A 20,664-nucleotide genomic window follows, 5' to 3' on the forward strand; every position below is an offset into this window, starting at 1 on the left:
CGCACGAGGAAAGTCAGGCTCACCATGCCCCGCCAGCTCCACCTGTCCGCCGCTCTCGACAGTCCCGGCCGCTTCGACGCCGGGCACTACGCCGCCCTCGCCGGCCTCGCCGAACGGGCCACCCTGGACTTCGTCACCCTCGACGACTCCTTCACCGCCGAGCCGGGCCGACCCGACGCGCTCGCCGCCCTCGCCCGGGTCGCCCCGCTGACCGGCCGGGTCGGGCTGGTGCCGACCGTCACCACCACCCACACCGAGCCCTTCCACACCTCGATCTCGGTCAACACCCTGGACTGGGTGAGCAAGGGCCGGGCCGGCTGGCTGGTCGGGGTCTCCGCGACCGAGGCCGAGGCGAAGGCCTTCGGCCGCCGCCCGGTCGCCCCCGCCGACGAGCTGTGGGCCGAGGCGGCCGACGCCGTCGAGGTCGCCGCCCGGCTCTGGGACAGCTGGGAGGACGACGCGGAGATCCGTGACACCGCGACCGGGCGGTTCATCGACCGCGACAAGCTGCACTACATCGACTTCGCCGGCCGCCACTTCTCGGTCCGCGGCCCGTCCATCACCCCGCGCCCGCCGCAGGGCCGCCCGGTGGTCGTCCTGCCGGTGGCCGCGGCCGACCTCGCGCCGGACGCCTCACCCGGCGGGAACGCCCGGGTCGCCGCCGCGATCCGGCACGCCGACGTCGTCCTGCTCGACGCCCCCGACCGGGCCGCCCGGCTGACCGCCGCCACCGAGCTGCGGCTGCGCGCCGGCGAGAACCTGCGGATCCTCGCCCGGCTCGACGTCGCCCTGTCTGCCCTGCCCTCCCTGTCCGGGCAGGACGGCCGGGCCACCGAGGAGCGGCTGCTCGCCGAGCTCACCGCGACCGGCACCGGCATCGACGGTTTCCACCTCGTCCCCGCCGACCCGCTGCGCGACCTGGCCGCCCTGGCCGACCGGATCGCCCCGGCCCTGCGCGCCGCCGGCCTGCTGCGCGCCGAGTACACCGGCCGCACCCTGCGCGACCACCTCGGCCTGGCCCGCCCGGCCGGCCGCTACGCCGCCCTCCCCTCCGCGCCCGCGCTCACCGCCCCGCCCGCTTCCGCCGCTTCCACCAGCTCCCCCGCTTCCGCCGCGCTCGCCGAGGTGACCCGATGACGGACCGCCCGCTCAAGCAGATCCACCTCGCCGCGCACTTCCCCGGCGTCAACAACACCACGGTGTGGAGCCACCCGGCCTCCGGCAGCCACATCGAGTTCGACTCCTTCCGCCACCTCGCGCGGACCGCCGAGCGCGGGAAGTTCGACTTCTTCTTCCTCGCCGAGGGTCTGCGGCTGCGCGAGTACAAGGGCCGCATCCACGACCTGGACGTGGTCGGCCGCCCCGAGTCGATCACCGTGCTGAACGCGCTGGCCGCCGTCACCGAGCGGATCGGGCTGGCCGCCACCGTCAACGCGACCTTCAACGAACCGTACGAACTGGCCCGCCGCTTCGCCTCCTTGGACCATCTCTCCGGCGGCCGCGCGGCCTGGAACGTGGTCACCTCCTCGGACGCCTTCACCGGGGAGAACTTCCGCCGCGGCGGCTACCTGGACCGCGCCGACCGCTACACCCGGGCTGCCGAATTCGTGCAACTGGCACGGGAGTTCTGGGACGCCGGGGAGGACGGCGTGCGGCACCGCGGCCCGCAGTTCGAGGTCGAGGGCCGGCTCTCGCTGCCCCGCCCGCCGCAGGGCCACCCGGTGGTGATCCAGGCCGGGGACTCCGACGAGGGGCGGGAGTTCGCCGCCGCCACCGCCGACGTGGTCTTCACCGTGCACTCCACCCTTGCCGCCGGCCAGGCCTTCCACACGGACGTCAAGCGCCGGCTCGCCGCGTACGGGCGCAAGCCGGACGAGCTGAAGATCATGCCCGGGGCCACCTTCGTGCTGGGCGACACCGACGACGAGGCGGCCGAACGCGCCGCCGAGATCCGCCGGGCCCAGGTCGGACCGCAGACCGCGATCGCCTTCCTGGAACAGGTCTGGGGCGTCGACCTGTCCGGCCACGACCCGGACGGACCGCTGCCGGACATCGACCCCGACCCGGACAGCACCCTGGTCCAGGGCCGGGTCCGGTTCGGCGACCCTCTGGCCGTCGCCGAACGGTGGCGGGCGATCGCGGCGGAGAAGCGGCTGACCAGCCGCGAACTGGTGATCGAGGTGACCGGCCGGCAGTCCTTCATCGGCTCCCCCGCCACCGTCGCCGACCGGATCGACCACTTCGTGCAGAACGACGCGGCCGACGGCTTCATCCTCGTCCCGCACCTCACCCCGGGCGGCCTGGACGAGTTCGTCGACCGGGTGGTGCCGCTGCTCCAGGAACGCGGGGTCTTCCGCACCGATTACACCGGCCCGACCCTGCGCGACCACCTCGAACTGCCCGTCCCCGGGCAGCGCTAGGGCCGGCCGGCCTCCGCCCCCTGCCCCTAGATCCACCCGCGCCGCGCGGCGTGCACGCCGGCCTGGAAGCGGCTCTCCGCTCCCAGGCCGGCGGTCAGTTCGGCGACCAGACGGCGCACCGTGCGCTCCGACACCTCCAGCTTCCGGGCGATCGCCGCGTCCGTCAGCCCGGCCGCCAGAAGTCGCAGCACGGCCAGTTGACGATCCGTCATATCCTCTTCCTCCGGCCCGAGTTCGGGCGGCGTCCAGGCCGCCGACCAGAAGTACTCGAACAGCTCGACGACCAGCTCGACCAGCGCCGGCTCGCGGACCACCACCGCCGCCTCGGCGGCACGGGCATGCCCGCCCGGTCCCGAGCCGGGCGCCGGGAGGATCGCCAGCCGGGCGTCCACCACGATCAGCCGGAGCGGCAGTGAGTGCGCCACCCGGATCCTGGCCCCGGCCCCGGTCAGTTCCCGCACGTGCGCCAGCACGGCCGGGCGGCGCAACGCCGCGGCCGGGTAGATGGTGCGCAGCGCGGCGCCGTGGGCGAGGGCGAGGCGTTCGCGGGCGAGTTTGCCGGCCAGGGCGGGGCCGGAGAGGTCCTGGCCGGGGCGCAGGGAGAGGGCTTGGGTGCGCGCGCCGCGGGCGGCGTCCTCCAGCAGGGCGGCGATCCGGTCGGCGCCGCGGACGAGTTCGAGGTCGGTGCCGGTGCCGGTGCCGCTGCGGTGGTGTTGCTGGACGGGGAGGTAGCCGGTGTGCAGCCGGTCGACGGCGTCGCGGGCGTGGCGCAGCGCGCCGACGAGGGCCGTGACCTGGGTGTCGGCGTCGAGCAGGAGTTGGCGGACGGCGGTGTCGACCGAGACGGCGGTGCCGATGGGTGCGGCGGTGTCGACGGGCGCGGAGTCGGGTTCGGTGCGGTGGCCGGCGGTGGGTTGGAGGAGTCCGAGCGCGCGCAGTTCGGCGGTGGCGGCGGCGAGCCGGGGTGCGTCCCAGTCGAGGCCGAGGGCTTGGGGCGGGCGGCCCGGTTCGGCGAGCAGGCGGGCGTAGAGCCGGGTGGCGTCGGTGTCGGTGGTACCGCAGGGGTCCGCAGTGCCGGTGGGGCTCTCCATCGGCGCAGCCTAGTCAGGGCGGGCGGGGGCCGGTCGCGGGTTTCCGCTCCGCGAGACGGCCGCGGCCGCCGGGCGACTCCGGTCACCGCACGGCGTCGGTCAGCGCGCTCGGCGTCGGGTCGGCGTGGCGGCACCGGTCAGCGCGCTCGGCGTCGGCGAAGTCCGCGTTCCGGTACGGCGCTTCCGCTCCCGGCCATGGCCGGTTCCGGCTGGCCCGAGCGGGCTGACCTGCGGTGCGGGGGCGCGCAGGATGTGCGGCATGGCTCTTCCCGAAGCTTCGACGATCTGGTTGAACGGCTCCCTGGTGCCCTGGCAGGAGGCCAGGGTGCACGTCCTCACGCACGGTCTGCACTACGGCACCGGAGTGCTGGAGGGCACCCGGGTGTTCGCCACCGCGGACGGCCCGGCGGTGTTCCGGCTGCCCGAGCACCTGCGCCGCCTGGACCGCAGTGCCCGGATGATCCGCATGGAACTCCCCTACAGTCCGGCCGACTTGACGAAGGCGACGGTGGACCTGGTGCGCGCCAACGGCCACCGGGAGTGCTACCTGCGGCACTTCGCGTTCCTGGGGTACGGCTCGATGGGCATCGACATGCGGACCTCGCCGGTCGACGTGTCGATCGCGAGCTGGGAGTGGCTGGGCCAACTCCCGCCCGCGGAGGGCGGGATCACGCTGAAGACGAGCAGCTGGCGGCGGAACGACCCGAACGCGGTGCCGCCCGCGGCGAAGGCCACCGGACCGTACCTGAACTCGGTGCTCGCCCGCCGGGAGGCGAACGACGCGGGTTACGACGAGGCGCTGCTGCTCGGCCCGGACGGCACGGTGAGCGAGTGCACCGGGGAGAACGTGTTCACGGTGCGCGACGGGGTGCTGCGCACGCCCCCGTCGAGCGCGGGCGCCCTGGAGGGCATCACCCAGGACACCGTGCTCACCCTGGCCCGTGACCTGGGGGTGGAGGTCCGGGTGGAGGGCCTGCTGCGCTCGGACCTGTACGCGGCGGACGAGCTCTTCGTCTGCGGTACGGCCGCGGGCGTCATCCCGGTCCGCGCCCTCGACGACCGCGCCCTGCCCGAGTCGCCGGGCCCGGTCACCGCCCGGCTGCGGGAGGCCTACCGGGCGGCCGTGACGGGCGCCGACCAGCGCTACCGGCACTGGCTGACGCCGGTGGCCTGACGCTCGCGGCGGCCGGACCGGTCAGAGCTCGTACACCGCGCCCGCGCGGGCGACCTCGACCGGCCCGGCGTAGGCGGCGGCCGCGTCGCGGAGGTTGCGCTCGGCGTCGGTCCACGGGGGGATGTGGGTGAGCACGAGCCGGCGGGCGCCGGCGGCGGTGGCGTGCTCGCCGGCCTCACGGCCGTTGAGGTGGACGGCCCGGTAGGTGTCGCGGCCGTCGGTGTACGCGGCCTCGCAGAGGAAGAGGTCGGTGTCGCGGGCGAGTTCGACGAGGGCGACGCTCTCGCCGGTGTCACCGCTGTAGACGATCGATCGGCCGCCGTGTTCGAGCCGGAAGGCGAAGGCGTCGACGGGGTGGTTGACCTGGGCGACGTCGACCCGGAACGGGCCGAGGTCGAAGCTGCCGGGGGTGAGGGTGCGGAACTCGAAGACCTCCTTCATGCCGGGGTTCTCCGGCATGTCGTAGGCGCGGGCGAGCCGCTCGGCGGTGCCGGCCGGGCCGTGCACGGGGAGCAGGTCGGGGCAGCCGCCGGCCCGGTAGTTGCGGGCCACCCAGTAGGCGCACAGGTCGATGCAGTGGTCGGCGTGCAGGTGGCTGAGCAGGACGGCGTCGACGTCGTAGAGGCCGGTGTACTTCTGCAGGGCGCCGAGGGCTCCGTTGCCGAGGTCGAGGACGACGCGGTAGCCCTCGGCCTCGACCAGGTAGCTGGAACAGGGCGAGTCGGCGGCCGGGAAGCTCCCCGAGCACCCCACCACGGTCAGTTTCATCCGAGCCCCTCCGCCCCGACACGTCCTGGCTGCTGCTGGAAAACGGCATGGAAAACGGCAGGCCGGGCCGGTGAACCGGCCGGTAGCACTGCATTGGTGTGTCGAGGGTAAGGGTGGAGCGGCACTTTGCCCCCGTCCCCGTGCCGGGCTGTGGCTGGAATCACCAGAACGCCGGGGACGGGAGCGGGGGCGGGGGCCGGGGTGGGGATCAGCGGTGCCCGGGGCGGTTGCGGGCCCAGGTGCGGATGGTGTCGGGGTACCAGCGGGGGTGGCCGCTGCCGTCGGTCAGGTCCGGGTCGGGCAGCAGCCCGTGCCGCCGGTAGGTGCGGACGGTGTCGGGCCGGACGTTGATGTGGCGGGCGATCTCGGCGTAGGACCACGGTTCGGTGCTGCGGCTCATGCACCCACCTCGTTTCGCTCACGCACGGGGCACCTCCGGGGACGGGGCGGACGTTCGTGACGCAGCCTGTCGGGGTGCGGGCCGGGCGCCGGCGCAGAACGGGCACGGTGGCGGTTCCGTGACGAACCGGGAGCAAAGCGCGGACACATACTCAACTGTCACAGCCGTCACGGTGGTGGCGCGCACCTCCGGCCCGGTACGGTTCGCCGCATGAACGGCATGACTGGTACCTGGGTCGTCCTGGCACTGGCCGGGTTCGCACTGGTGGCGGGCGTCGCGGCGGTGCTGTCCCGGCGGACCCGCCCGGCCCCGCGTCCGGCGGGTCCGACCGGCCCGCGGCCGCGGCCGGACACCAGGGTCCGACCCGAGCCGCAGGAGATCTGGTGGGCGGAGGTGCCGTTCGAGGACGGCCCCGGGTCCAAGGACCGCCCGTGCCTGGTGCTGCGGGTGCGGGGCCGGACCGCCACCGTCGCGAAGATCACCAGCAAGCACCACGCCGAGCGCCCGGGCGTGCTGCCGCTGCCGCCCGGTTCGGTGGGCGACCGGCAGGGCCGGGCCAGCTGGCTGGAGACCGACGAGCTGCGCGAGGTGCCGCTGTCGGCCTTCCGCCGCCGGGCCGGCACGGTGGACCGGCAGGTGTGGTCCCGGGCGCAGCGGGTGCTGAACTGAGCCCGCGGGGCACGGGGCCGGCCGGGCCCCGACCCGTACGGTCGTGGAGCGGCTAGGCCCAGAGCTGGCCCTGCAGTGCCTCGACCGCCGCCTCGGTGGACTCGGCGGTGTAGATGCCGGTGGACAGGTACTTCCAGCCGCCGTCGGCGACCACGAAGACGATGTCCGCGCGCTCGCCCGCGGCCGCCGCCTTGCGGCCGACGCCGATCGCCGCGTGCAGGATGGCGCCGGTGGAGACACCCGCGAAGATGCCTTCCTGCTGCAGGAGTTCGCGGGTGCGGCGGACGGCGTCGGCGGAGCCGACCGAGAAGCGGGTGGTGAGCACCTCGGCGTCGTACAGCTCGGGGACGAAGCCCTCGTCGAGGTTGCGCAGCCCGTACACCAGGTCGTCGTAGCGCGGTTCGGCGGCGACGATCTTCACGCCGGGGACCTTCTCGCGCAGGTAGCGGCCGACGCCCATCAGGGTGCCGGTGGTGCCGAGGCCGGCCACGAAGTGGGTGACGGTCGGCAGGTCCGCGAGGATCTCGGGGCCGGTGCCGGTGTAGTGGGCGCCCGCGTTGTCGGGGTTGCCGTACTGGTAGAGCATCACCCAGTCGGGGTGCTCGGCGGCGATCTCCTTGGCGATCCGGACAGCGGTGTTGGAGCCGCCGGCGGCCGGGGAGGGGATGATCTCGGCGCCCCACATGCGGAGCAGTTCGCGCCGTTCCTCGCTGGTGTTCTCGGGCATCACACAGACCATCCGGTAGCCCTTGAGCTTGGCGGCCATGGCGAGCGAGATGCCGGTGTTGCCGCTGGTGGGCTCCAGGATCGTGCAGCCCGGGGTGAGCCGGCCCTCGGCCTCGGCGCGCTCGATCATGTGCAGCGCCGGGCGGTCCTTGATCGAGCCGGTCGGGTTGCGGTCCTCCAGCTTGGCCCAGAGGCTGACGAGGCCCTCGGTGTTGCCGGGGACGGCGGCGGACAGCCGGGGCAGGCGGACCAGCGGGGTGTTGCCGACGGCTTCGAGCGGACTGTCGTAACGCAAGGGAGGCCTCCGGCCACGGCGGTGAGGGTCACACTGCGGTGTGGGTCACGAGGGTGGTGTGGGTCACGAGGGTGGTTCCCCCGCGGGTGGCGGGGGAACCGGGGGGTCAGCGGGCGCCGCCGGCCACGGCGGGCAGGATGGTGACGCTGTCGCCGTCGGCGAGCGCGGTGGAGATGCCCTCCAGGAACCGGACGTCCTCGTCGTTCAGGTAGACGTTGACGAAGCGGCGCAGCTCGCCGCCCTCGACCAGGCGGGCGGCGATGCCCGGGTGCCGGGCGTCGAGGTCGGTGAAGAGTTCCCCGAGGTTGCTGCCGTTGCCCTCGACGGCCTTGGCGCCGTCGGTGTAGGTGCGGAGGATGGTCGGGATGCGGACCTCGATGGCCATGGGTGCGCTCCTGTGCGAGTCGTGGAGTGGGTGGGCCGCAGCGGGCGCGGCAGACGGGCGGGTGCCCGGGCGCGGCGTCGGAGGGGCGGCGGGCCCGGGCGGGGTGGTGCGGCGGCTCTCAGCGCGAGCGCGCGGGCGTGCCCGGACAGATCGCGCCGGCGTGCCGGCACAGGTCGATGTGCAGGCGCGCCACGAGGCGGGTGCCCGGGGCCTGGTTGCTCACATCGACGGAACGCATGGGCTCATCGTATAGATTCCCGGGCCTGCTCCGACATGCCCGTCTCGGGATCCGGATGTTCTCGTTCCCAGTGCTGAGACGGCGGGGGCCCGCCGACCGTGCGCGGGGGTCGGCGGGCCGCGTCCGGGCGGGTGCCGGTCAGGGCTGGTAGTCCTCGACGACCTGGACGTCTTCCTCTGTGATCTCGCCGTCCACGATGCGGAACGAGCGGAACTGGTAGGGGTCCTCCTCGCCGTTGCCGTCGGCGGTGGAGACCAGGACGTAGTGGGCGAACGGCTCGGAGGCGTAGCTCACGTCGGTGCGCGAGGGGTAGGCCTCGGTGGCGGTGTGCGAGTGGTAGACGATCACCGGCTCCTCGTCGCGGTCGTCCATCTCGCGGTAGAGCTTGAGGAGGTCGCCCGAGTCGAACTCGTAGAAGGTGGGCGAGCGGGCGGCGTTGAGCATCGGGACGAACCGCTCGGGCCGTCCGCTGCCGGCCGGTCCGGCGACCACGCCGCAGGCCTCGTCCGGGTGGTCGGCGCGGGCGTGGGCCACGATCCGGTCGCGGATTTCTCGGGTGATGGTCAGCATGCGAGCAGGATAGCCACGCCCCGGCGGCCCCGAGCGGGTGACCGCTCGCCGGGGCGTGCGGAGCCTTCGGGCGTTCGGGGCGTGGCCGACGGATCCCCGCGGCGCGGTCGACGGTGTCCGCGCCGCGGGCCCGGCGTCCGGACGGACTCGGCGGCCGGACGGGCCCTGGATCAGGCGACGTCGTCCGCGTGCGGCCGGTCGTGGGCCGGGTCGTGGGCGGAGCCGTCGACGGCCTGCGGGTTGCGGCGCTGGAGGAAGCGGTAGCCGACGACCAGCAGCAGGGCCCAGCCGGGGAAGACGTAGAGCGAGATCCGGTTGTCCTCGTCCAGGCCGATCAGCACCACGACCAGGGCGAGGAAGCCGAGCGCGGCCCAGCTGACCCAGGCGCCGCCGGGCGCCTTGAAGCTGGGCGCCGGCAGCCGGCCGGCCTGCCAGGCCCGGCGGTAGCGGATCTGGGAGATCAGGATCATCGCCCAGGTCCACAGGCCGCAGACGGTGGCGACCGAGGTGATGTACTCGAACGCCCGGGCCGGGACGAGGTAGTTGAGCACCACGCCGATGCCCATCAGCAGACTGGAGACGGTGATCGCGAAGGCCGGGGTGCGGCGGGAGTTGAGCTTGGTGAGCTGTCCCGGGGCCTGGCCGCGCAGGGCGAGGTCGCGCAGCATGCGGCCGGTGGAGTACATCCCGGAGTTGCAGGAGGAGAGCGCGGCGGTGAGCACCACGAAGTTGATGATCCCGGCCGCGGCCGGGATGCCGATCTTGCCGAAGGCGGCGACGAACGGGCTGACGCCGGGCTGGAATTCGGTCCACGGCACGAGCGAGAGGATGACGACCAGGGCGCCGATGTAGAACAGCGCGATGCGCCAGGGCAGGGTGTTGATGGCGCGCGGCAGGGTCTTCTCGGGGTTCTCGCTCTCGCCCGCGGTGACGCCGACGAGTTCGACGCCCAGGTAGGCGAACATGACGATCTGAAGGGTCATCACGGTGGCGCCGATGCCCTTGGGGAAGAAGCCGCCGCCCTGCCACAGGTGGGTGATCGACGCGGTGTCACCGGCCTTGCTGAAGCCGAGGGTGAGCACCCCGACGCCGATCAGGATCATGCCGATGATGGCGGTGACCTTGACCATGGAGAACCAGAACTCGATCTCGCCGAACAGCTTCACCGAGATCAGGTTGGCCGCGTAGAGGACGACCAGGAAGGTCAGCGCGCTGGCCCACTGGGGTATGCCGGGCGCCCAGAACTTCACGTACACGGCGGCGGCGGTGGTCTCGGCCATGCCGGTGACCACCCAGAACAGCCAGTACGTCCAGCCGGTCACGTAGCCGGCGAAGGGGCCGAGGAACTCCCGCGCGTACTCGGCGAAACTGCCGGAGACCGGGCGGTAGGTGAGGAGTTCACCGAGGGCCCGCATGATCACGAAGATCACCACGCCGGCGACGGCGTAGGAGAGGATCAGGCTCGGGCCGGACTTGGAGATCGCGGTGCCGGCTCCGAGGAAGAGGCCGGTGCCGATGGCCCCGCCGATCGCGATCATCTGGATCTGGCGGCCGCCGAGCCCGCGCTCGTAGCCCTCCTCGTCCGGTTTGGCGTCGACCACGTGGTCGTGCGACTTCTCGGCCATGGGGCACCGTCCTGGTCGGTCTCGGGAGTGAGAAGTCGTACCACGGGCCATCCGGAGAGCGGTGCTCATCTGAGCGATATTTGAGCATGACCTGGTAGGGTCTGCCCCATTTTGAGGGGAAAAGCCCAGCCGGATCGTCCACATGCTGGACCGAACCGCCGGATCCTGCCCGAACCCGGGCAGGATCTCCCCGGAAACGCGAACGGGAGCGGACTCAGCCGCTCCGCGTTCACCCGGGAATCCGCCGTGGTTCAGGCCCTGTTCACTCGGGCCGGGCCGTCGGCCCGGCGCCGGTCAGTCGAACATCGCCTCCAGCAGCGACTCCTGCAGCGCCCCCAGCCACAGGTACGCCATCACCAGCGGCTTGCGCTCGTCGCCGTCCGGCAGCTCGTAGAGGCCCTCCTCGTCGTCCTCGGTGACCTCCAGCCGGACGCCGAGGGCCAGCCGCAGGTCGTTCAACGCGCCCAGCCAGCGCGGGCAGTCGGGGGTGCCGAGCTTGAGCACCCCATCGCCGCCGAGGCCGTCCAGCGCCCGGACGACGAACAGCGCGTCGTCCCGCTTGCGGGCCCGCAGGTCCAGCTCGGTGAAGCGGCGGAACTCCCCGGACGCGGCCGCGGCCTCGCCGTCGGCCGGCTTGCCCGGGTCCCCGTAGGCGTCCGGGAAGAACCGGGCCAGCACCGGGTCGGCGGGCGCCTCGGTCGGCCCCTCGGCGAACAGCGCGGCCAGCGGGTCGCCGCCCTCCCCGCCGGGGCCGGGGCCGATCAGCTCCAGCAACTGCACTTCCAGCGAGCGGAGGATGGAGGCCTCCCACTCGTCCAGCGCGATCGCCGCGCCGCCACCGCCGGTGCTCTCGAACAACCCAGCCATCTGTATCGGTCAGCCCGTCTTCGTCGTCTTCGGTCGTGCGGCCGGCGGTCCGGCGTCAGTCGTGCTGGAGCGTCGCCCAGAGCCCGTAGCCGTGCATCGCCTGGACGTCTCGCTCCATCTCCTCGCGAGAACCGCTGGAGACCACCGCCCGCCCCTTGGTGTGGACGTCCATCATCAGCTTCCGGGCCTTGTCCTTCGGGTAGCCGAAGTAGGCCTGGAAGACGTACTGGACGTAGCTCATCAGGTTGACCGCGTCGTTGTGCACGATGGTCACCCAGGGCGTGTCCGGCTCTGCCACCGGCAGCCCTTCGACCTCGGGGCGCTCGATCTCCGCGGGCGCGACACTCACGCCGGGTCCTCCTCGCTGCACGTTCGTCCGTTGCTCCTCACGCCCCATGCTGCCATCCGGGGGACACCCGGGCGATTCCGCCCCGGCCCGGTCGACGAGAAATCGTCACTCTGACGCTAAGTGGTAGTAGCATCATCCGCATGGACGCCACTTCAGTGCGCGCGGCCGGCTCGACCGCGCTGCTCACCGACCGCTACGAGCTCACCATGCTGCAGGCCGCCCTGCGCAGCGGGGCCGCGCACCGCCGCTCCGTCTTCGAGGTGTTCACCCGCCGCCTGCCGAGCGGCCGCCGCTACGGCGTCATGGCCGGCACCGGCCGGGTCCTCGACGCCGTCGAGGACTTCCGGTTCACCACCGCCCAGCTGGACTGGCTGGCCGACCAGGGCGTGGTCGACGAGGACACCCTGCGCTTCCTGGCCGACTACCGCTTCCGCGGCGACATCCACGGCTACCCCGAGGGCGAGGTCTACTTCCCCGGCTCGCCGCTGCTCACCGTCGAGGGCAGCTTCGCCGAGGCGGTGATCCTGGAGACGGTGATCCTCTCGATCCTCAACCACGACTCCGCGATCGCGGCCGCCGCCTCCCGGATGACCGCCGCCGCCGGCGGCCGCCCGGTGATCGAGATGGGTGCCCGCCGGGCCCACGAGCAGGCCGCCGTCGCCGCCGCCCGGGCCGCGTACGTGGCCGGGTTCGCCGCCACCTCGGACCTGGAGGCCGGCTTCACCCACGGCATCCCGACCACCGGCACCGCCGCGCACGCCTTCACCCTGGTGCACGACAGCGAGCGGGACGCCTTCCGCGCCCAGATCGCCTCGATGGGCAAGGGCACCACGCTGCTGGTCGACACCTTCGACCTGCGCGAGGCGGTGCGCACCGCGGTCGAGGTGGCCGGCCCCGAGCTGGGCGCCGTCCGGATCGACTCCGGCGACCTCACCCTGCTGGCCCACCGGGTCCGCCGCCAACTGGACGACCTGGGCGCCGGGCAGACCCGGATCATCGTCACCTCGGACCTGGACGAGTACGCGATCGCCGCCCTGGCCGCCGCCCCGGTGGACGGCTACGGCGTCGGCACCAGCCTGGTCACCGGCAGCGGGCACCCGACCTGCGCGATGGTCTACAAGCTGGTCGCCCGGGCCGGGAACGACGGCGGACCGCTGCTGCCGGTGGCCAAGCGCGCGGCGGGCGGCAAGACCAGCATCGGCGGCCGCAAGTGGGCGGCCCGCCGGCCCGACGCCGAGGGCGTGGCCGAGGCGGAGGTGGTCGGCACCGGTCCCGTCCCCGAGGAGCTGCGTCCGCACCTGGTGCAGGTGCCGCTGGTGCGGGCCGGCGAGACGGTCGGCCGGGAACCGCTGAGCGCCGCCCGCGAGCGGCACGTGCGCGCCCGGGCCGCGCTGCCGCTGTCGGCCACCCAGCTCTCCAAGGGGGACCCGGTGCTGCCGACCGAACTGGTGCTGGCGACCGACGCGGTCCGCTGAGCCACGTGGTCCGCTGACCGGCCGGGGTCGGCCGAACGACGTACTTCCCTCGGCCGGCGCCCCTGACCGACGTACTTCCCTCGGCCGGCGCGCCTGACCGACGTACTTCCCTCGGCCGGCGCGCCTCCGACCGACGGTTCCCGACCGACGCCGTCCGGCGGGCCGCCGGTCGGCACGCGGAGGCCCACGGCGGCCCGCGGTCCGGGTCCCGGTCCGGCCCACCGGACCGGCCCCCGGGGCTTCCGCCCCCGCGCGGCACTCCCTAGAGTCAGCCGTAGAGTTCCCCGGAGCTCCCCGAGAACCCCCCGTGCCCCGCACCGCCGGGCCGAGTACTCCCGAGGGCTCCCCCACCGGGGCGCCGCCTCCAGCGGGCCCCTGACATCCGAGGATGCGAGCCATGCACCGGGCACTGATCGTCGTCGACGTTCAGAACGACTTCTGCGAGGGCGGCAGCCTGGCCGTCGCCGGCGGCGCCGAGGTGGCCGCCGCCATCACCGATCTGATCGCCGAGTCCTCCCCCGGCTACCGGCACATCCTGGCCACCCGCGACCACCACATCGACCCGGGCGCGCACTTCTCCGCCGAGCCGGACTACGTCGACAGCTGGCCGTCGCACTGCGTGGCCGGCACCGAGGGCGTGGGGTTCCACCCCAACTTCGCACCCGCCGTGATCTCCGGCGCGGTCGAGGCGGTCTTCGACAAGGGCGCCCACTCGGCGGCGTACAGCGGCTTCGAGGGGCTGGACGAGAACGGCCGCGGTCCGCTGGAGTGGCTGCGCGAGCGGCAGGTCGGCGAGGTCGACGTGGTGGGCCTCGCCATCGACCACTGCGTCCGGGCGACCGCGCTGGACGCCGCCCGGGCGGGCTTCACCACCCGCGTCCTGCTGGACCTCACCGCCGGGGTGGCCCCGGAGACCACCGCCGCCGCGCTGGAGGAGCTGCGGGCGGCCGGGGTCGAGCTGGTCGGCACGCCGGTGGTCCGTTCCTGACACCCGTTCCTGACGCCTTCCGGTGCCTCCTTGACGCCTCCCGGCGTCCCTTCCCCCGCGCACTCGGGTCGGGCCGACCGGTACCGCCGGCTCACGACGGCACCGCCGGCTCAGACCACCAACAGCTCCACCACGTCCGTGCCGCCGGCCCGGTGGGCCTCGCGCAGCTCGCCGCCGACCTCGTCCGGGTCGGCGGCCAGCCGGGTGCCGGAGACGTACACCACGCGGATGCCCAGGTACTCCATCCGGTGCTGGCCGCCGCGCACCCAGGCGGCCTCGCCCTCGCTGACGCAGCGCAGGTCCGAGTCCACCTCGACCGCGACGCCGCGCTCCGGCCAGTAGAGGTCCGGGACGGCGATGTACGTGCCGCCGCGCATCCGCAGCTCGGGGGCGTTCAGCGGGACGGGCAGCAGCCACTCGTCCACCAGGTGGCCGATCCGCTCCAGCACCGAGTCCCGCTCGGCGGCGAGGAGTTCGTCCAGCGCGGCGCGCACCCGGGGCTCGTCGGTCAGCCCGGACTCGATCAGCTCGACGGCCAACTCCCGTACCGTGCAGCCGTCCTCGCTGCGGGAGACGGCCTCCCGCAGCACCTCGCGCACCGGCGCCGGAGCCTGCGGGTCCGCCGTCCACTCGCCGAGCGCGTCCGCGACCGCACGGGCCACCGGCGCACAGGCCAGGCCGTGCACCGAGCGCGCCACCAACTCCCGTTCGGTGCGCCGGATCCGCACCTCGCCGACGTCCTTCAGCCGGCGCTGACGGGGCACCAGGACGTCCACCCCGGTCATCGCGGGCAGCCGGGGCACGGCCGCGAAGCCGTACAGCGCCAGCGCGGCCGCGCCGGTGATCACCGCGCCCTCGCGGCGGCCCTCCTCGCGGCCGTTCTGCGCGGCGTACAGCAGCGCGGCCCAGATCCGCTGCTCCGGGGTGGGCTCGTCCGGCTGCAGCAGGTAGACCCGGGGCAGCAGCCGCTGCCAGGGGCCGCCCCGGCGGCAGTGCTCGGTGACGACGCGGGCCGGCACGCCCCGGGCGCGCAGCTGGCTCGCGGTGACGACGTTCTGCTGACGCTTCGCCAGCTCCTCCAGCGACGGCGGAGGCGAGGGAATCCGGTAGCTCATGCCGACACCATCCCCAACCACCCGGACCCGCGACCGAGAGCCTGACGCACTGTTACGCAACCGTCGCGAAACCGGGATCAGCTCGCACTAAAGTCCTCATACCCTCACCCACTTGGAGTAATTGACGCTCATGCGGTTGTCACACTTGATCGAAAACGATCGCCGACCTGGTCGTCTGACCCAGAGTGATCAAAGGCATACGGCGAGGGACCCTCCGGACGTCAATCCCACCCCGCGCATTGCCTAGGCTTACGTCATGTCACGTGACGAGACCGCCGGCCTCCGCGCGGCCCAGCTCCGCCTCGGCCGCCTGCCCGGATACGTCCGCCGCCCGGACCCCGCCCGCCGCAGCGGCGAGAAGGGCCATACGTACAAGAAGGGCTGGGAGGTCCGCTTCACCGCCCGCAGTGAGGCCGAGATAGCAGAGATCCGCGACCTGGTCGTCGCCGCCGGGTTCGCCCCGGCCAGACCGTTCTTCAAGGGCCACCAGCTGATCCAGCCGGTCTACGGCATGGCGGCCGTGCAGGCCTACCTGGACGCTAGACAGGCGGCCGAGGAACACGCCGCCCGGGCCGCGGTCGGCCGCCGCCGACGGGCGGCGCACCCGGCCGGGCTGCACGGCTCCTCCGGCGCGCACGGCTCCGGCGTGCACCCGGCGGCGGCGCACGGCGCCGGTGCGGTGCACCGGTGCGAACGCGAGGAGGCCGCCGCCGGAGCGGCCGTCGCAGCCGCCACGGCCGCGCAGGCGGCCCGGCGGCGGACCGTCGAGTCCTTCCCCGCCCAGACCGAGCGGGACACCGCCGCCGACCGGATCGCCTCGCCGGAGGCCCGGACGACCTCCTGACGGACGACGCCCGACACACGACTTCCGACGAACGACCTCCCGACGGACGACCCGCACCCCGTCCGCTCCGCCCCGGCCGCCGAGGCCAGCTCCAGGCCGCCGGGGCACCGTCGATACGCGCGACGGCCACCGTCCGGGCCCTCGACGCACAGCCGCAGGTGCGGCGGTGCGCGCGGTCCTTCCGGCGCCCGCGCCCGCACCCGCGCCCCTCGACGCGGTGATCACCGCCACAGTCGTGAGCGCGGTTGTGCGGATGGTTGTGCGGGCGCGGGTTCGCGCCGTGGGCGTGGACGTCAGCCGCCGCAGGGCCTACGGTGGCACATCAACTGCCCTGCAGTCATGGCCGCACCACCCGCTCTGACCAGCTGCGACGCGCTCGCAACTACGCCTCCCACGCCACTGCGCAGCACCACCCGCCGGCCCCGCGCCGGCTTCCCGCCGGCCCCCGTCCGGCTGTTCCGCCACCGTGCCGCACCCGGTCGCCGCCGGAACCGGCCGGGCGGCGGCAGGTTCCGGGCATTCCATCGGATTGGTCACCCAGCGCACCGAGGGCCTACCGTAGAGTGAGCACAGATGATCGACCGTCAGAAATCCATCTCCCTTTCCGAGAAGACGAGATGACCAACCGTCATGCGACTTCCGCCGAGCCACCCCCGGGGCCCGGCGAGCCGGCGGACGTACCCCTGGAGTTCACCGCTTTCTGCGAACTCCACCGCCCCCGGTACCTCAGCTACGCCCGGGTGTGGCTGACCGAGCACAGCGACGCGGCCACCGCCGTCGAGCATGCCTTCGCCGAAATCGCGGTGCACTGGCGCGAGTTGATGGGCAGCTCCAACCCGACCGCGCAAGCCTGGGAGATCCTGCGCGGCACCGTCGCCGAGCACACCCGACGCGAGCCACCGGATCCGGGCCCGGACGCGGACCGGCGCCCGGCCGACGACGACCTGGCGATCCTGCACTACGTCGTCGGCCTCGCCGCCCCCGAGATCGCCGACGTCATCGGCACCGACGCCGCGAGCGTGGCCGGACGGCTGCGCCGGACCATGCTGCGCGAGGCCTCCGGCTGGTGACCTCGCGCCCCTCCCGAGCCGCGCGCCCCTCCCGGGACGGCCTCAGACCCGCTCGCCCGTCACGTCGAACAGGTGGTGCACCGGGTCGTGGATCAGGTACCGGGAGAACGACTCGACCGTGAACCGCGCCCCGTCACTGCGGTTCCCGGTCCGCTGCCACTGCTCACCGGCCACCCGCTCGAACGCGACGGCCAGCGTCTCCGCGGCCTCCGCCAGCTCCCCGGCCACCACCGCCGGCAGCTGTTCCCCGTAGCGCTCGGCGACAGCCGTCTCGTCCTGGTCCCAGTTCGGGAACAGCGGGTCGTCCCGGTCCAGCATGAGGCCCAACCGGACCTGGAACAGCCGGAAGACGTCCCGGACGTGGCACGCGTACTCCAGGTCCGACCAGACGCCCGGCTCCGGCCGACGGCGCAGCCCGTCCTCGTCCCCGGCCAGCACCGCCAGCCAGCCCTGCGCGTTGGCCCGGATCATCCCGGCGACGTCCTCGCGCACCACCTTCGGCGTGTCCAACCCGCAGTCGGGACAAGGACGTTCGAGTACCCAGGTCCAGTCCTTGGTGTCCGGGACGATCTCCCCTGCGGCGGGGTTCGCGGGGTTCGCGGCGCTCTCAGAAGTGCTCATGGCCCCAGCATGACCGCCAAGCCGGACACCCCACCAGCGGCAGGAACGCCACCGCCCGCCGAAATCCTGCCAGCCCCCGCGCCACCCGCAGCCCGCGAGCATTCACTGATACGACCCGCCATACGGAGGCTGCTGGTACGGCGGCTGATATGCCTCGGCAGCCGCGGCCCGCTTCCGCCGCCGCGCCCGCATCACCAGGACGACCACGAGCACCACACCACCGATGGGCAGGGCCCACAGCGTCAGCCCGATCGCAACCCCGACACCGACCCCGATTGCGCTACTGGTGCTGGGGCCGCCGTCACTGTCCCCCTTAGGAACCATGGCCTCCGCAGAGGGCTCGTCCGTTTCCTCATCCGTCGGAGGCGTGCCCAGCGATTCCTTCCGCGCTAGCAAAGGGTTGTCCCGGGGCCCGCCATCCACGGTCGGATTGGCTTCCAGAGCCTTCGCCGGCGCGACGATCCCGTAGCCGTACTGGCTGTTCGGCACAGCCGACCCATCAGCCGGAGGCGTGGCCGACTTGATCATCCGATTGATCACCTGCCCTGCGGACAGGTTCGGGTACTTGGAACGAATGAGTGCCGCGGTCGCAGAGACGTAGGCCGTCGAATCCGACGTCCCGTTCCTGCGCTCGTATCCCGTAGATGACTTCGGCGAGGAGCGGTAGATCCCCACTCCAGGCGCGGCAAGTGTGGTTTCAATGCCTGACGTGGAACGCTCCCACACTGCCCCGTTGGAGTCCACAGCCCCTACGGCTACAACCCCCGGGAAGGCCGCTGGATACTCAGCGCCGAAGCCGGATCCACTGTTTCCGGTACTGGCAACCAGCACGACATCCTTCGACACCGCATAGTTGACAGCCTTCCGAAGCTTCGAGTCGAGGCGGTAATTTCCTCCGAGGGAGATGTTGGCGACCTTCGCACCGTGATCTGCCGCAAATCGAATCGCGTCCGCGAAGTCGTTCCGCTGGGGATCCGGCGTCGGTTGAGAGCCCGGGTCATCGCTGCCGGTGACCACCTTCACCGGAAGAATTTTCGCTTTCGGGGCCAAGCCCATCACCCCTGCCTGGGAACCATGGCCATGCCCCGCGATCAGGCCGGCCATACCTGTGCCATGGCCGTCAGAGTCCACGCGCCCGTCCGAGCCGCCGCCGGAGAAATCAGCCCCTGGAAGCACCTGCCCGGTCAAATCCGGCTGGTCCTGACTCACCCCGGTGTCGATCACAGCGACGACCACGCCATCACCTTGGCTGACCGGCCAGACCTTCGCTTCGGCCTCGAACATCTTCAGAGCCCATTGTTGGTCCCTGATCTGATCGGCCGATGCCGCCGGAACGGCGAAGCCCACCGTCAGAACCCCGACGGCCAGGGCCGCCGTACTACGCGTCATCCGACGGCTCGTCAAACCCGGACACCCCACTCAGCGAGGCATCCCACAGGTCACCGACCCGCAGGATGCGATCAGATCACCTGCCCATCCATGGGCCGGCTTCATTCCACCACGTTCGGGTTGGTCGGCTTGTCCAACGCCCAGGTCTCCGCGTCCTCCACGAGATAGTCCGGCCGCTTGCCTCCCTTCGCCCGGTCCTTCTCCCGACCCTGCGCCCCGCTCAGCGGAACGCCCGGGGACATCCCGTTGGAGCCCACGGCACCGGGCTCACCCCTGAGCCGGTTTCGTGCTCCGAGCCCGGATCCGCCCTCTGTGAAGGACTGCTTGGCCTGGGCTCCCGCCCCTCGCTTCACCGTCCCGCCGACGATGCCGCCCGGCCGAGCCGAAAACCCCGCTGGCTGTTTGCCGCCGATGGCTCCACGGCCTCCGGCGCCCGGAAAGACCTCACCGCCAGCGCCGACTCGTCCGTTGTGCAGTCCGGAGCCCTCACCGGGCGTCACTCCACCCGGGATCTCCTTACTGCCGGGGCCGGCCTTGCCCTGGCCAACAACCGGTCCGACCGGCGGAAGCGTTGAGTTCGGGCCTGAAGGACGGACGGTCTCATGCCCACCACCGCCCCCGAACGGCCCGCTACCAGGGGTTCCGGTCCGCACAACGTCCAGTCCGGAAGTCTGGGTCCCAGCGAGCTCGGGGCCCGGCACACTTCCGTTCGATGGAATCACCGGCCTGCCGGTGATTCCATCGGCGACACCCTTGCTCGACGAACCCGACGGCTTCGGCGGCGCCTGCGCGGTGCCACCCTTGATCCCCGTGTCGGTCGGAGCAACGGTCGCGCTCCGCGATGCGGACCGAGCCTGCATCGAAGGTTGGGAGGACTTCGAACGCTGCAGCGGAGGAACGCTCGTACCCCGTGTTGACGCTCCTGCCGCACCCACCGACGTACCGGACACCATCGCAGCCACCGCCGCCGCAGCTCCGCTCGGATCGGCCTGCGCCCCGTCCGCACGGTCGTCCCTGGGTGTCGGCGGCTTCGTGGGGTCATAGGGCGGTGGGGGCTTCAGGGCCGGGGTCGCGATGCGGTAGTGCATGGCGAGGGTTTGCATGATGGCGGCGGCTTCGGCCTTCTTGCGGTCGGCGATGGGGATGTGTTCGTCGTCGCCCTGGCCGAAGAAGGCGGAGACGCCGTCGCCGACGGTGTCCTTGAACTCGTCCCAGCTGCCCGGCTCTTCGGGCATCTCGCGTTTGGCCTTGGCCATGGCCTCCGAGACGCTGTGGAGGATGTTGGCCGCGTCGTTGGCGTAGGCGGCGGCGTTGTTGATGCCGGCGGCCAGGGTGAGCATGCGGGCGTGGAAGGCGTCGCTGGTGGTGCCTTCCCAGGAGGTGGCGGCTTCGGTGCTGGCCTTGGTGAGGGTGAGGCGGATCTGCTTGAGGGTGTCGGAGGCGGTGCGCCAGGGGTCTCCGGCGGCCATGACCGCGCCGGGGTCGAGGTCCTGCGCCATGCTGCGGAGCTGGGCGTGGGTGTACTTGGTGAAGTCGGTGTAGACCACGGGCGGTTCGCCTCCGTTCGGGTCCGGGCGGGGTGGCG

General features: G+C 72.8%; 22 protein-coding genes. 8 read left to right on the top strand and 14 right to left on the bottom strand.

Annotated features, from left to right (window positions below):
• Positions 1 to 24: 24 nt before the first annotated feature.
• Positions 25 to 1,137, top strand: a complete 1,113-nt coding sequence (locus AB0Q99_RS13410; RefSeq protein ID WP_363571113.1) for an LLM class flavin-dependent oxidoreductase — start codon at positions 25 to 27, stop codon at positions 1,135 to 1,137.
• Positions 1,134 to 2,420: an LLM class flavin-dependent oxidoreductase gene (locus AB0Q99_RS13415; RefSeq protein ID WP_363571115.1), complete on the top strand. Its 1,287-nt coding sequence runs from the start codon at positions 1,134 to 1,136 to the stop codon at positions 2,418 to 2,420. The genes AB0Q99_RS13410 and AB0Q99_RS13415 overlap by 4 nt, the downstream gene beginning before the upstream one ends.
• Positions 2,421 to 2,446: 26 nt before the next feature.
• Here AB0Q99_RS13415 and AB0Q99_RS13420 read toward each other — a convergent pair whose 3' ends face one another.
• Positions 2,447 to 3,511, bottom strand: coding sequence for a helix-turn-helix transcriptional regulator (locus AB0Q99_RS13420; RefSeq protein ID WP_363571117.1), 1,065 nt, complete (start codon positions 3,509 to 3,511; stop codon positions 2,447 to 2,449).
• Between the two features lie 259 nt (positions 3,512 to 3,770).
• Here AB0Q99_RS13420 and AB0Q99_RS13425 point away from each other — a divergent pair, with 259 nt between their 5' ends.
• Complete coding sequence (locus AB0Q99_RS13425) at positions 3,771 to 4,685, top strand: branched-chain amino acid transaminase (protein WP_363571119.1); 915 nt, start codon at positions 3,771 to 3,773, stop codon at positions 4,683 to 4,685.
• A gap of 21 nt (positions 4,686 to 4,706) precedes the next feature.
• Here the strand turns inward: AB0Q99_RS13425 and AB0Q99_RS13430 are convergent, their stop codons facing one another.
• Together AB0Q99_RS13430 and AB0Q99_RS13435 are read right to left on the bottom strand one after the other, a co-directional pair.
• Positions 4,707 to 5,453, bottom strand: coding sequence for an MBL fold metallo-hydrolase (locus AB0Q99_RS13430; protein ID WP_363571121.1), 747 nt, complete (start codon positions 5,451 to 5,453; stop codon positions 4,707 to 4,709).
• A 208-nt stretch (positions 5,454 to 5,661) separates the two neighbouring features.
• Positions 5,662 to 5,853, bottom strand: coding sequence for a MerR family transcriptional regulator (locus AB0Q99_RS13435; protein ID WP_363571123.1), 192 nt, complete (start codon positions 5,851 to 5,853; stop codon positions 5,662 to 5,664).
• A gap of 219 nt (positions 5,854 to 6,072) precedes the next feature.
• Here AB0Q99_RS13435 and AB0Q99_RS13440 point away from each other — a divergent pair, with 219 nt between their 5' ends.
• On the top strand, positions 6,073 to 6,522 hold the full coding sequence (locus tag AB0Q99_RS13440) for a type II toxin-antitoxin system PemK/MazF family toxin (protein WP_363571278.1): 450 nt from the start codon (positions 6,073 to 6,075) through the stop codon (positions 6,520 to 6,522).
• A gap of 52 nt (positions 6,523 to 6,574) precedes the next feature.
• Here the strand turns inward: AB0Q99_RS13440 and AB0Q99_RS13445 are convergent, their stop codons facing one another.
• The 7 genes from AB0Q99_RS13445 to clpS form a co-directional block, all read right to left on the bottom strand.
• Positions 6,575 to 7,543, bottom strand: coding sequence for a cysteine synthase (locus AB0Q99_RS13445; protein WP_363571125.1), 969 nt, complete (start codon positions 7,541 to 7,543; stop codon positions 6,575 to 6,577).
• 106 nt (positions 7,544 to 7,649) lie between these two features.
• Positions 7,650 to 7,928 (bottom strand): MoaD/ThiS family protein, encoded by a 279-nt coding sequence (locus AB0Q99_RS13450; RefSeq protein ID WP_030242903.1) that lies wholly within the window; start codon positions 7,926 to 7,928, stop codon positions 7,650 to 7,652.
• A 118-nt stretch (positions 7,929 to 8,046) separates the two neighbouring features.
• Positions 8,047 to 8,166, bottom strand: coding sequence for a putative leader peptide (locus tag AB0Q99_RS13455; RefSeq protein WP_317621128.1), 120 nt, complete (start codon positions 8,164 to 8,166; stop codon positions 8,047 to 8,049).
• A gap of 138 nt (positions 8,167 to 8,304) precedes the next feature.
• Positions 8,305 to 8,736, bottom strand: coding sequence for a M67 family metallopeptidase (locus AB0Q99_RS13460; protein WP_363571127.1), 432 nt, complete (start codon positions 8,734 to 8,736; stop codon positions 8,305 to 8,307).
• 170 nt (positions 8,737 to 8,906) lie between these two features.
• Complete coding sequence (locus AB0Q99_RS13465) at positions 8,907 to 10,361, bottom strand: amino acid permease (RefSeq protein WP_363571129.1); 1,455 nt, start codon at positions 10,359 to 10,361, stop codon at positions 8,907 to 8,909.
• Positions 10,362 to 10,655: 294 nt separating this feature from the next.
• A complete protein-coding gene (locus tag AB0Q99_RS13470; RefSeq protein ID WP_363571130.1) occupies positions 10,656 to 11,228 on the bottom strand; it encodes a DUF2017 domain-containing protein in 573 nt (190 codons plus the stop codon).
• Between the two features lie 55 nt (positions 11,229 to 11,283).
• Positions 11,284 to 11,577: an ATP-dependent Clp protease adapter ClpS gene (clpS, locus tag AB0Q99_RS13475; protein ID WP_360253397.1), complete on the bottom strand. Its 294-nt coding sequence runs from the start codon at positions 11,575 to 11,577 to the stop codon at positions 11,284 to 11,286.
• 140 nt (positions 11,578 to 11,717) lie between these two features.
• On the opposite strand from clpS, the gene AB0Q99_RS13480 reads away from it, so the two are divergent.
• Positions 11,718 to 13,052: a nicotinate phosphoribosyltransferase gene (locus tag AB0Q99_RS13480; RefSeq protein ID WP_363571132.1), complete on the top strand. Its 1,335-nt coding sequence runs from the start codon at positions 11,718 to 11,720 to the stop codon at positions 13,050 to 13,052.
• Positions 13,053 to 13,449: 397 nt separating this feature from the next.
• Entirely contained in the window at positions 13,450 to 14,040 is a 591-nt protein-coding gene (locus tag AB0Q99_RS13485; protein ID WP_363571134.1) for an isochorismatase family protein, read from the top strand.
• A 110-nt stretch (positions 14,041 to 14,150) separates the two neighbouring features.
• Here the strand turns inward: AB0Q99_RS13485 and AB0Q99_RS13490 are convergent, their stop codons facing one another.
• Positions 14,151 to 15,155: a hypothetical protein gene (locus AB0Q99_RS13490; RefSeq protein ID WP_363571136.1), complete on the bottom strand. Its 1,005-nt coding sequence runs from the start codon at positions 15,153 to 15,155 to the stop codon at positions 14,151 to 14,153.
• 256 nt (positions 15,156 to 15,411) lie between these two features.
• Between AB0Q99_RS13490 and AB0Q99_RS13495 the strand changes: the two genes are divergently transcribed.
• Entirely contained in the window at positions 15,412 to 15,999 is a 588-nt protein-coding gene (locus tag AB0Q99_RS13495; protein ID WP_363571138.1) for a hypothetical protein, read from the top strand.
• A gap of 617 nt (positions 16,000 to 16,616) precedes the next feature.
• Complete coding sequence (locus AB0Q99_RS13500) at positions 16,617 to 17,069, top strand: hypothetical protein (RefSeq protein WP_363571140.1); 453 nt, start codon at positions 16,617 to 16,619, stop codon at positions 17,067 to 17,069.
• A 42-nt stretch (positions 17,070 to 17,111) separates the two neighbouring features.
• Here the strand turns inward: AB0Q99_RS13500 and AB0Q99_RS13505 are convergent, their stop codons facing one another.
• The 3 genes from AB0Q99_RS13505 to AB0Q99_RS13515 all read right to left on the bottom strand — a co-directional run bounded on the left by AB0Q99_RS13505 (position 17,112) and on the right by AB0Q99_RS13515 (position 20,626).
• Complete coding sequence (locus AB0Q99_RS13505; RefSeq protein ID WP_363571142.1) at positions 17,112 to 17,690, bottom strand: DinB family protein; 579 nt, start codon at positions 17,688 to 17,690, stop codon at positions 17,112 to 17,114.
• Between the two features lie 102 nt (positions 17,691 to 17,792).
• The gene (gene mycP, locus AB0Q99_RS13510) at positions 17,793 to 19,079 is read right to left on the bottom strand and encodes a type VII secretion-associated serine protease mycosin (protein ID WP_363571144.1); all 1,287 of its coding nucleotides are present in this window, start codon (positions 19,077 to 19,079) and stop codon (positions 17,793 to 17,795) included.
• 101 nt (positions 19,080 to 19,180) lie between these two features.
• Positions 19,181 to 20,626 (bottom strand): hypothetical protein, encoded by a 1,446-nt coding sequence (locus AB0Q99_RS13515; protein ID WP_363571146.1) that lies wholly within the window; start codon positions 20,624 to 20,626, stop codon positions 19,181 to 19,183.
• Positions 20,627 to 20,664: the final 38 nt, after the last annotated feature.

The sequence above is a fragment of the Kitasatospora sp. NPDC086791 genome (assembly GCF_040685975.1).
Lineage (GTDB): Bacteria > Actinomycetota > Actinomycetes > Streptomycetales > Streptomycetaceae > Kitasatospora.

Coding starts and splice junctions, on each gene's coding strand:
- AB0Q99_RS13410 (WP_363571113.1), top strand. CDS start 25: ATGCCCCGCCAGCTCCACCTGTCCGCCGCTCTCGACAGTCCCGGCCGC.
- AB0Q99_RS13415 (WP_363571115.1), top strand. CDS start 1,134: ATGACGGACCGCCCGCTCAAGCAGATCCACCTCGCCGCGCACTTCCCC.
- AB0Q99_RS13420 (WP_363571117.1), bottom strand. CDS start 3,511: ATGGAGAGCCCCACCGGCACTGCGGACCCCTGCGGTACCACCGACACC.
- AB0Q99_RS13425 (WP_363571119.1), top strand. CDS start 3,771: ATGGCTCTTCCCGAAGCTTCGACGATCTGGTTGAACGGCTCCCTGGTG.
- AB0Q99_RS13430 (WP_363571121.1), bottom strand. CDS start 5,453: ATGAAACTGACCGTGGTGGGGTGCTCGGGGAGCTTCCCGGCCGCCGAC.
- AB0Q99_RS13435 (WP_363571123.1), bottom strand. CDS start 5,853: ATGAGCCGCAGCACCGAACCGTGGTCCTACGCCGAGATCGCCCGCCAC.
- AB0Q99_RS13440 (WP_363571278.1), top strand. CDS start 6,073: ATGACTGGTACCTGGGTCGTCCTGGCACTGGCCGGGTTCGCACTGGTG.
- AB0Q99_RS13450 (WP_030242903.1), bottom strand. CDS start 7,928: ATGGCCATCGAGGTCCGCATCCCGACCATCCTCCGCACCTACACCGAC.
- AB0Q99_RS13455 (WP_317621128.1), bottom strand. CDS start 8,166: ATGCGTTCCGTCGATGTGAGCAACCAGGCCCCGGGCACCCGCCTCGTG.
- AB0Q99_RS13460 (WP_363571127.1), bottom strand. CDS start 8,736: ATGCTGACCATCACCCGAGAAATCCGCGACCGGATCGTGGCCCACGCC.
- AB0Q99_RS13465 (WP_363571129.1), bottom strand. CDS start 10,361: ATGGCCGAGAAGTCGCACGACCACGTGGTCGACGCCAAACCGGACGAG.
- AB0Q99_RS13470 (WP_363571130.1), bottom strand. CDS start 11,228: ATGGCTGGGTTGTTCGAGAGCACCGGCGGTGGCGGCGCGGCGATCGCG.
- AB0Q99_RS13480 (WP_363571132.1), top strand. CDS start 11,718: ATGGACGCCACTTCAGTGCGCGCGGCCGGCTCGACCGCGCTGCTCACC.
- AB0Q99_RS13485 (WP_363571134.1), top strand. CDS start 13,450: ATGCACCGGGCACTGATCGTCGTCGACGTTCAGAACGACTTCTGCGAG.
- AB0Q99_RS13490 (WP_363571136.1), bottom strand. CDS start 15,155: ATGAGCTACCGGATTCCCTCGCCTCCGCCGTCGCTGGAGGAGCTGGCG.
- AB0Q99_RS13495 (WP_363571138.1), top strand. CDS start 15,412: ATGTCACGTGACGAGACCGCCGGCCTCCGCGCGGCCCAGCTCCGCCTC.
- AB0Q99_RS13500 (WP_363571140.1), top strand. CDS start 16,617: ATGACCAACCGTCATGCGACTTCCGCCGAGCCACCCCCGGGGCCCGGC.
- AB0Q99_RS13505 (WP_363571142.1), bottom strand. CDS start 17,690: ATGAGCACTTCTGAGAGCGCCGCGAACCCCGCGAACCCCGCCGCAGGG.
- mycP (WP_363571144.1), bottom strand. CDS start 19,079: ATGACGCGTAGTACGGCGGCCCTGGCCGTCGGGGTTCTGACGGTGGGC.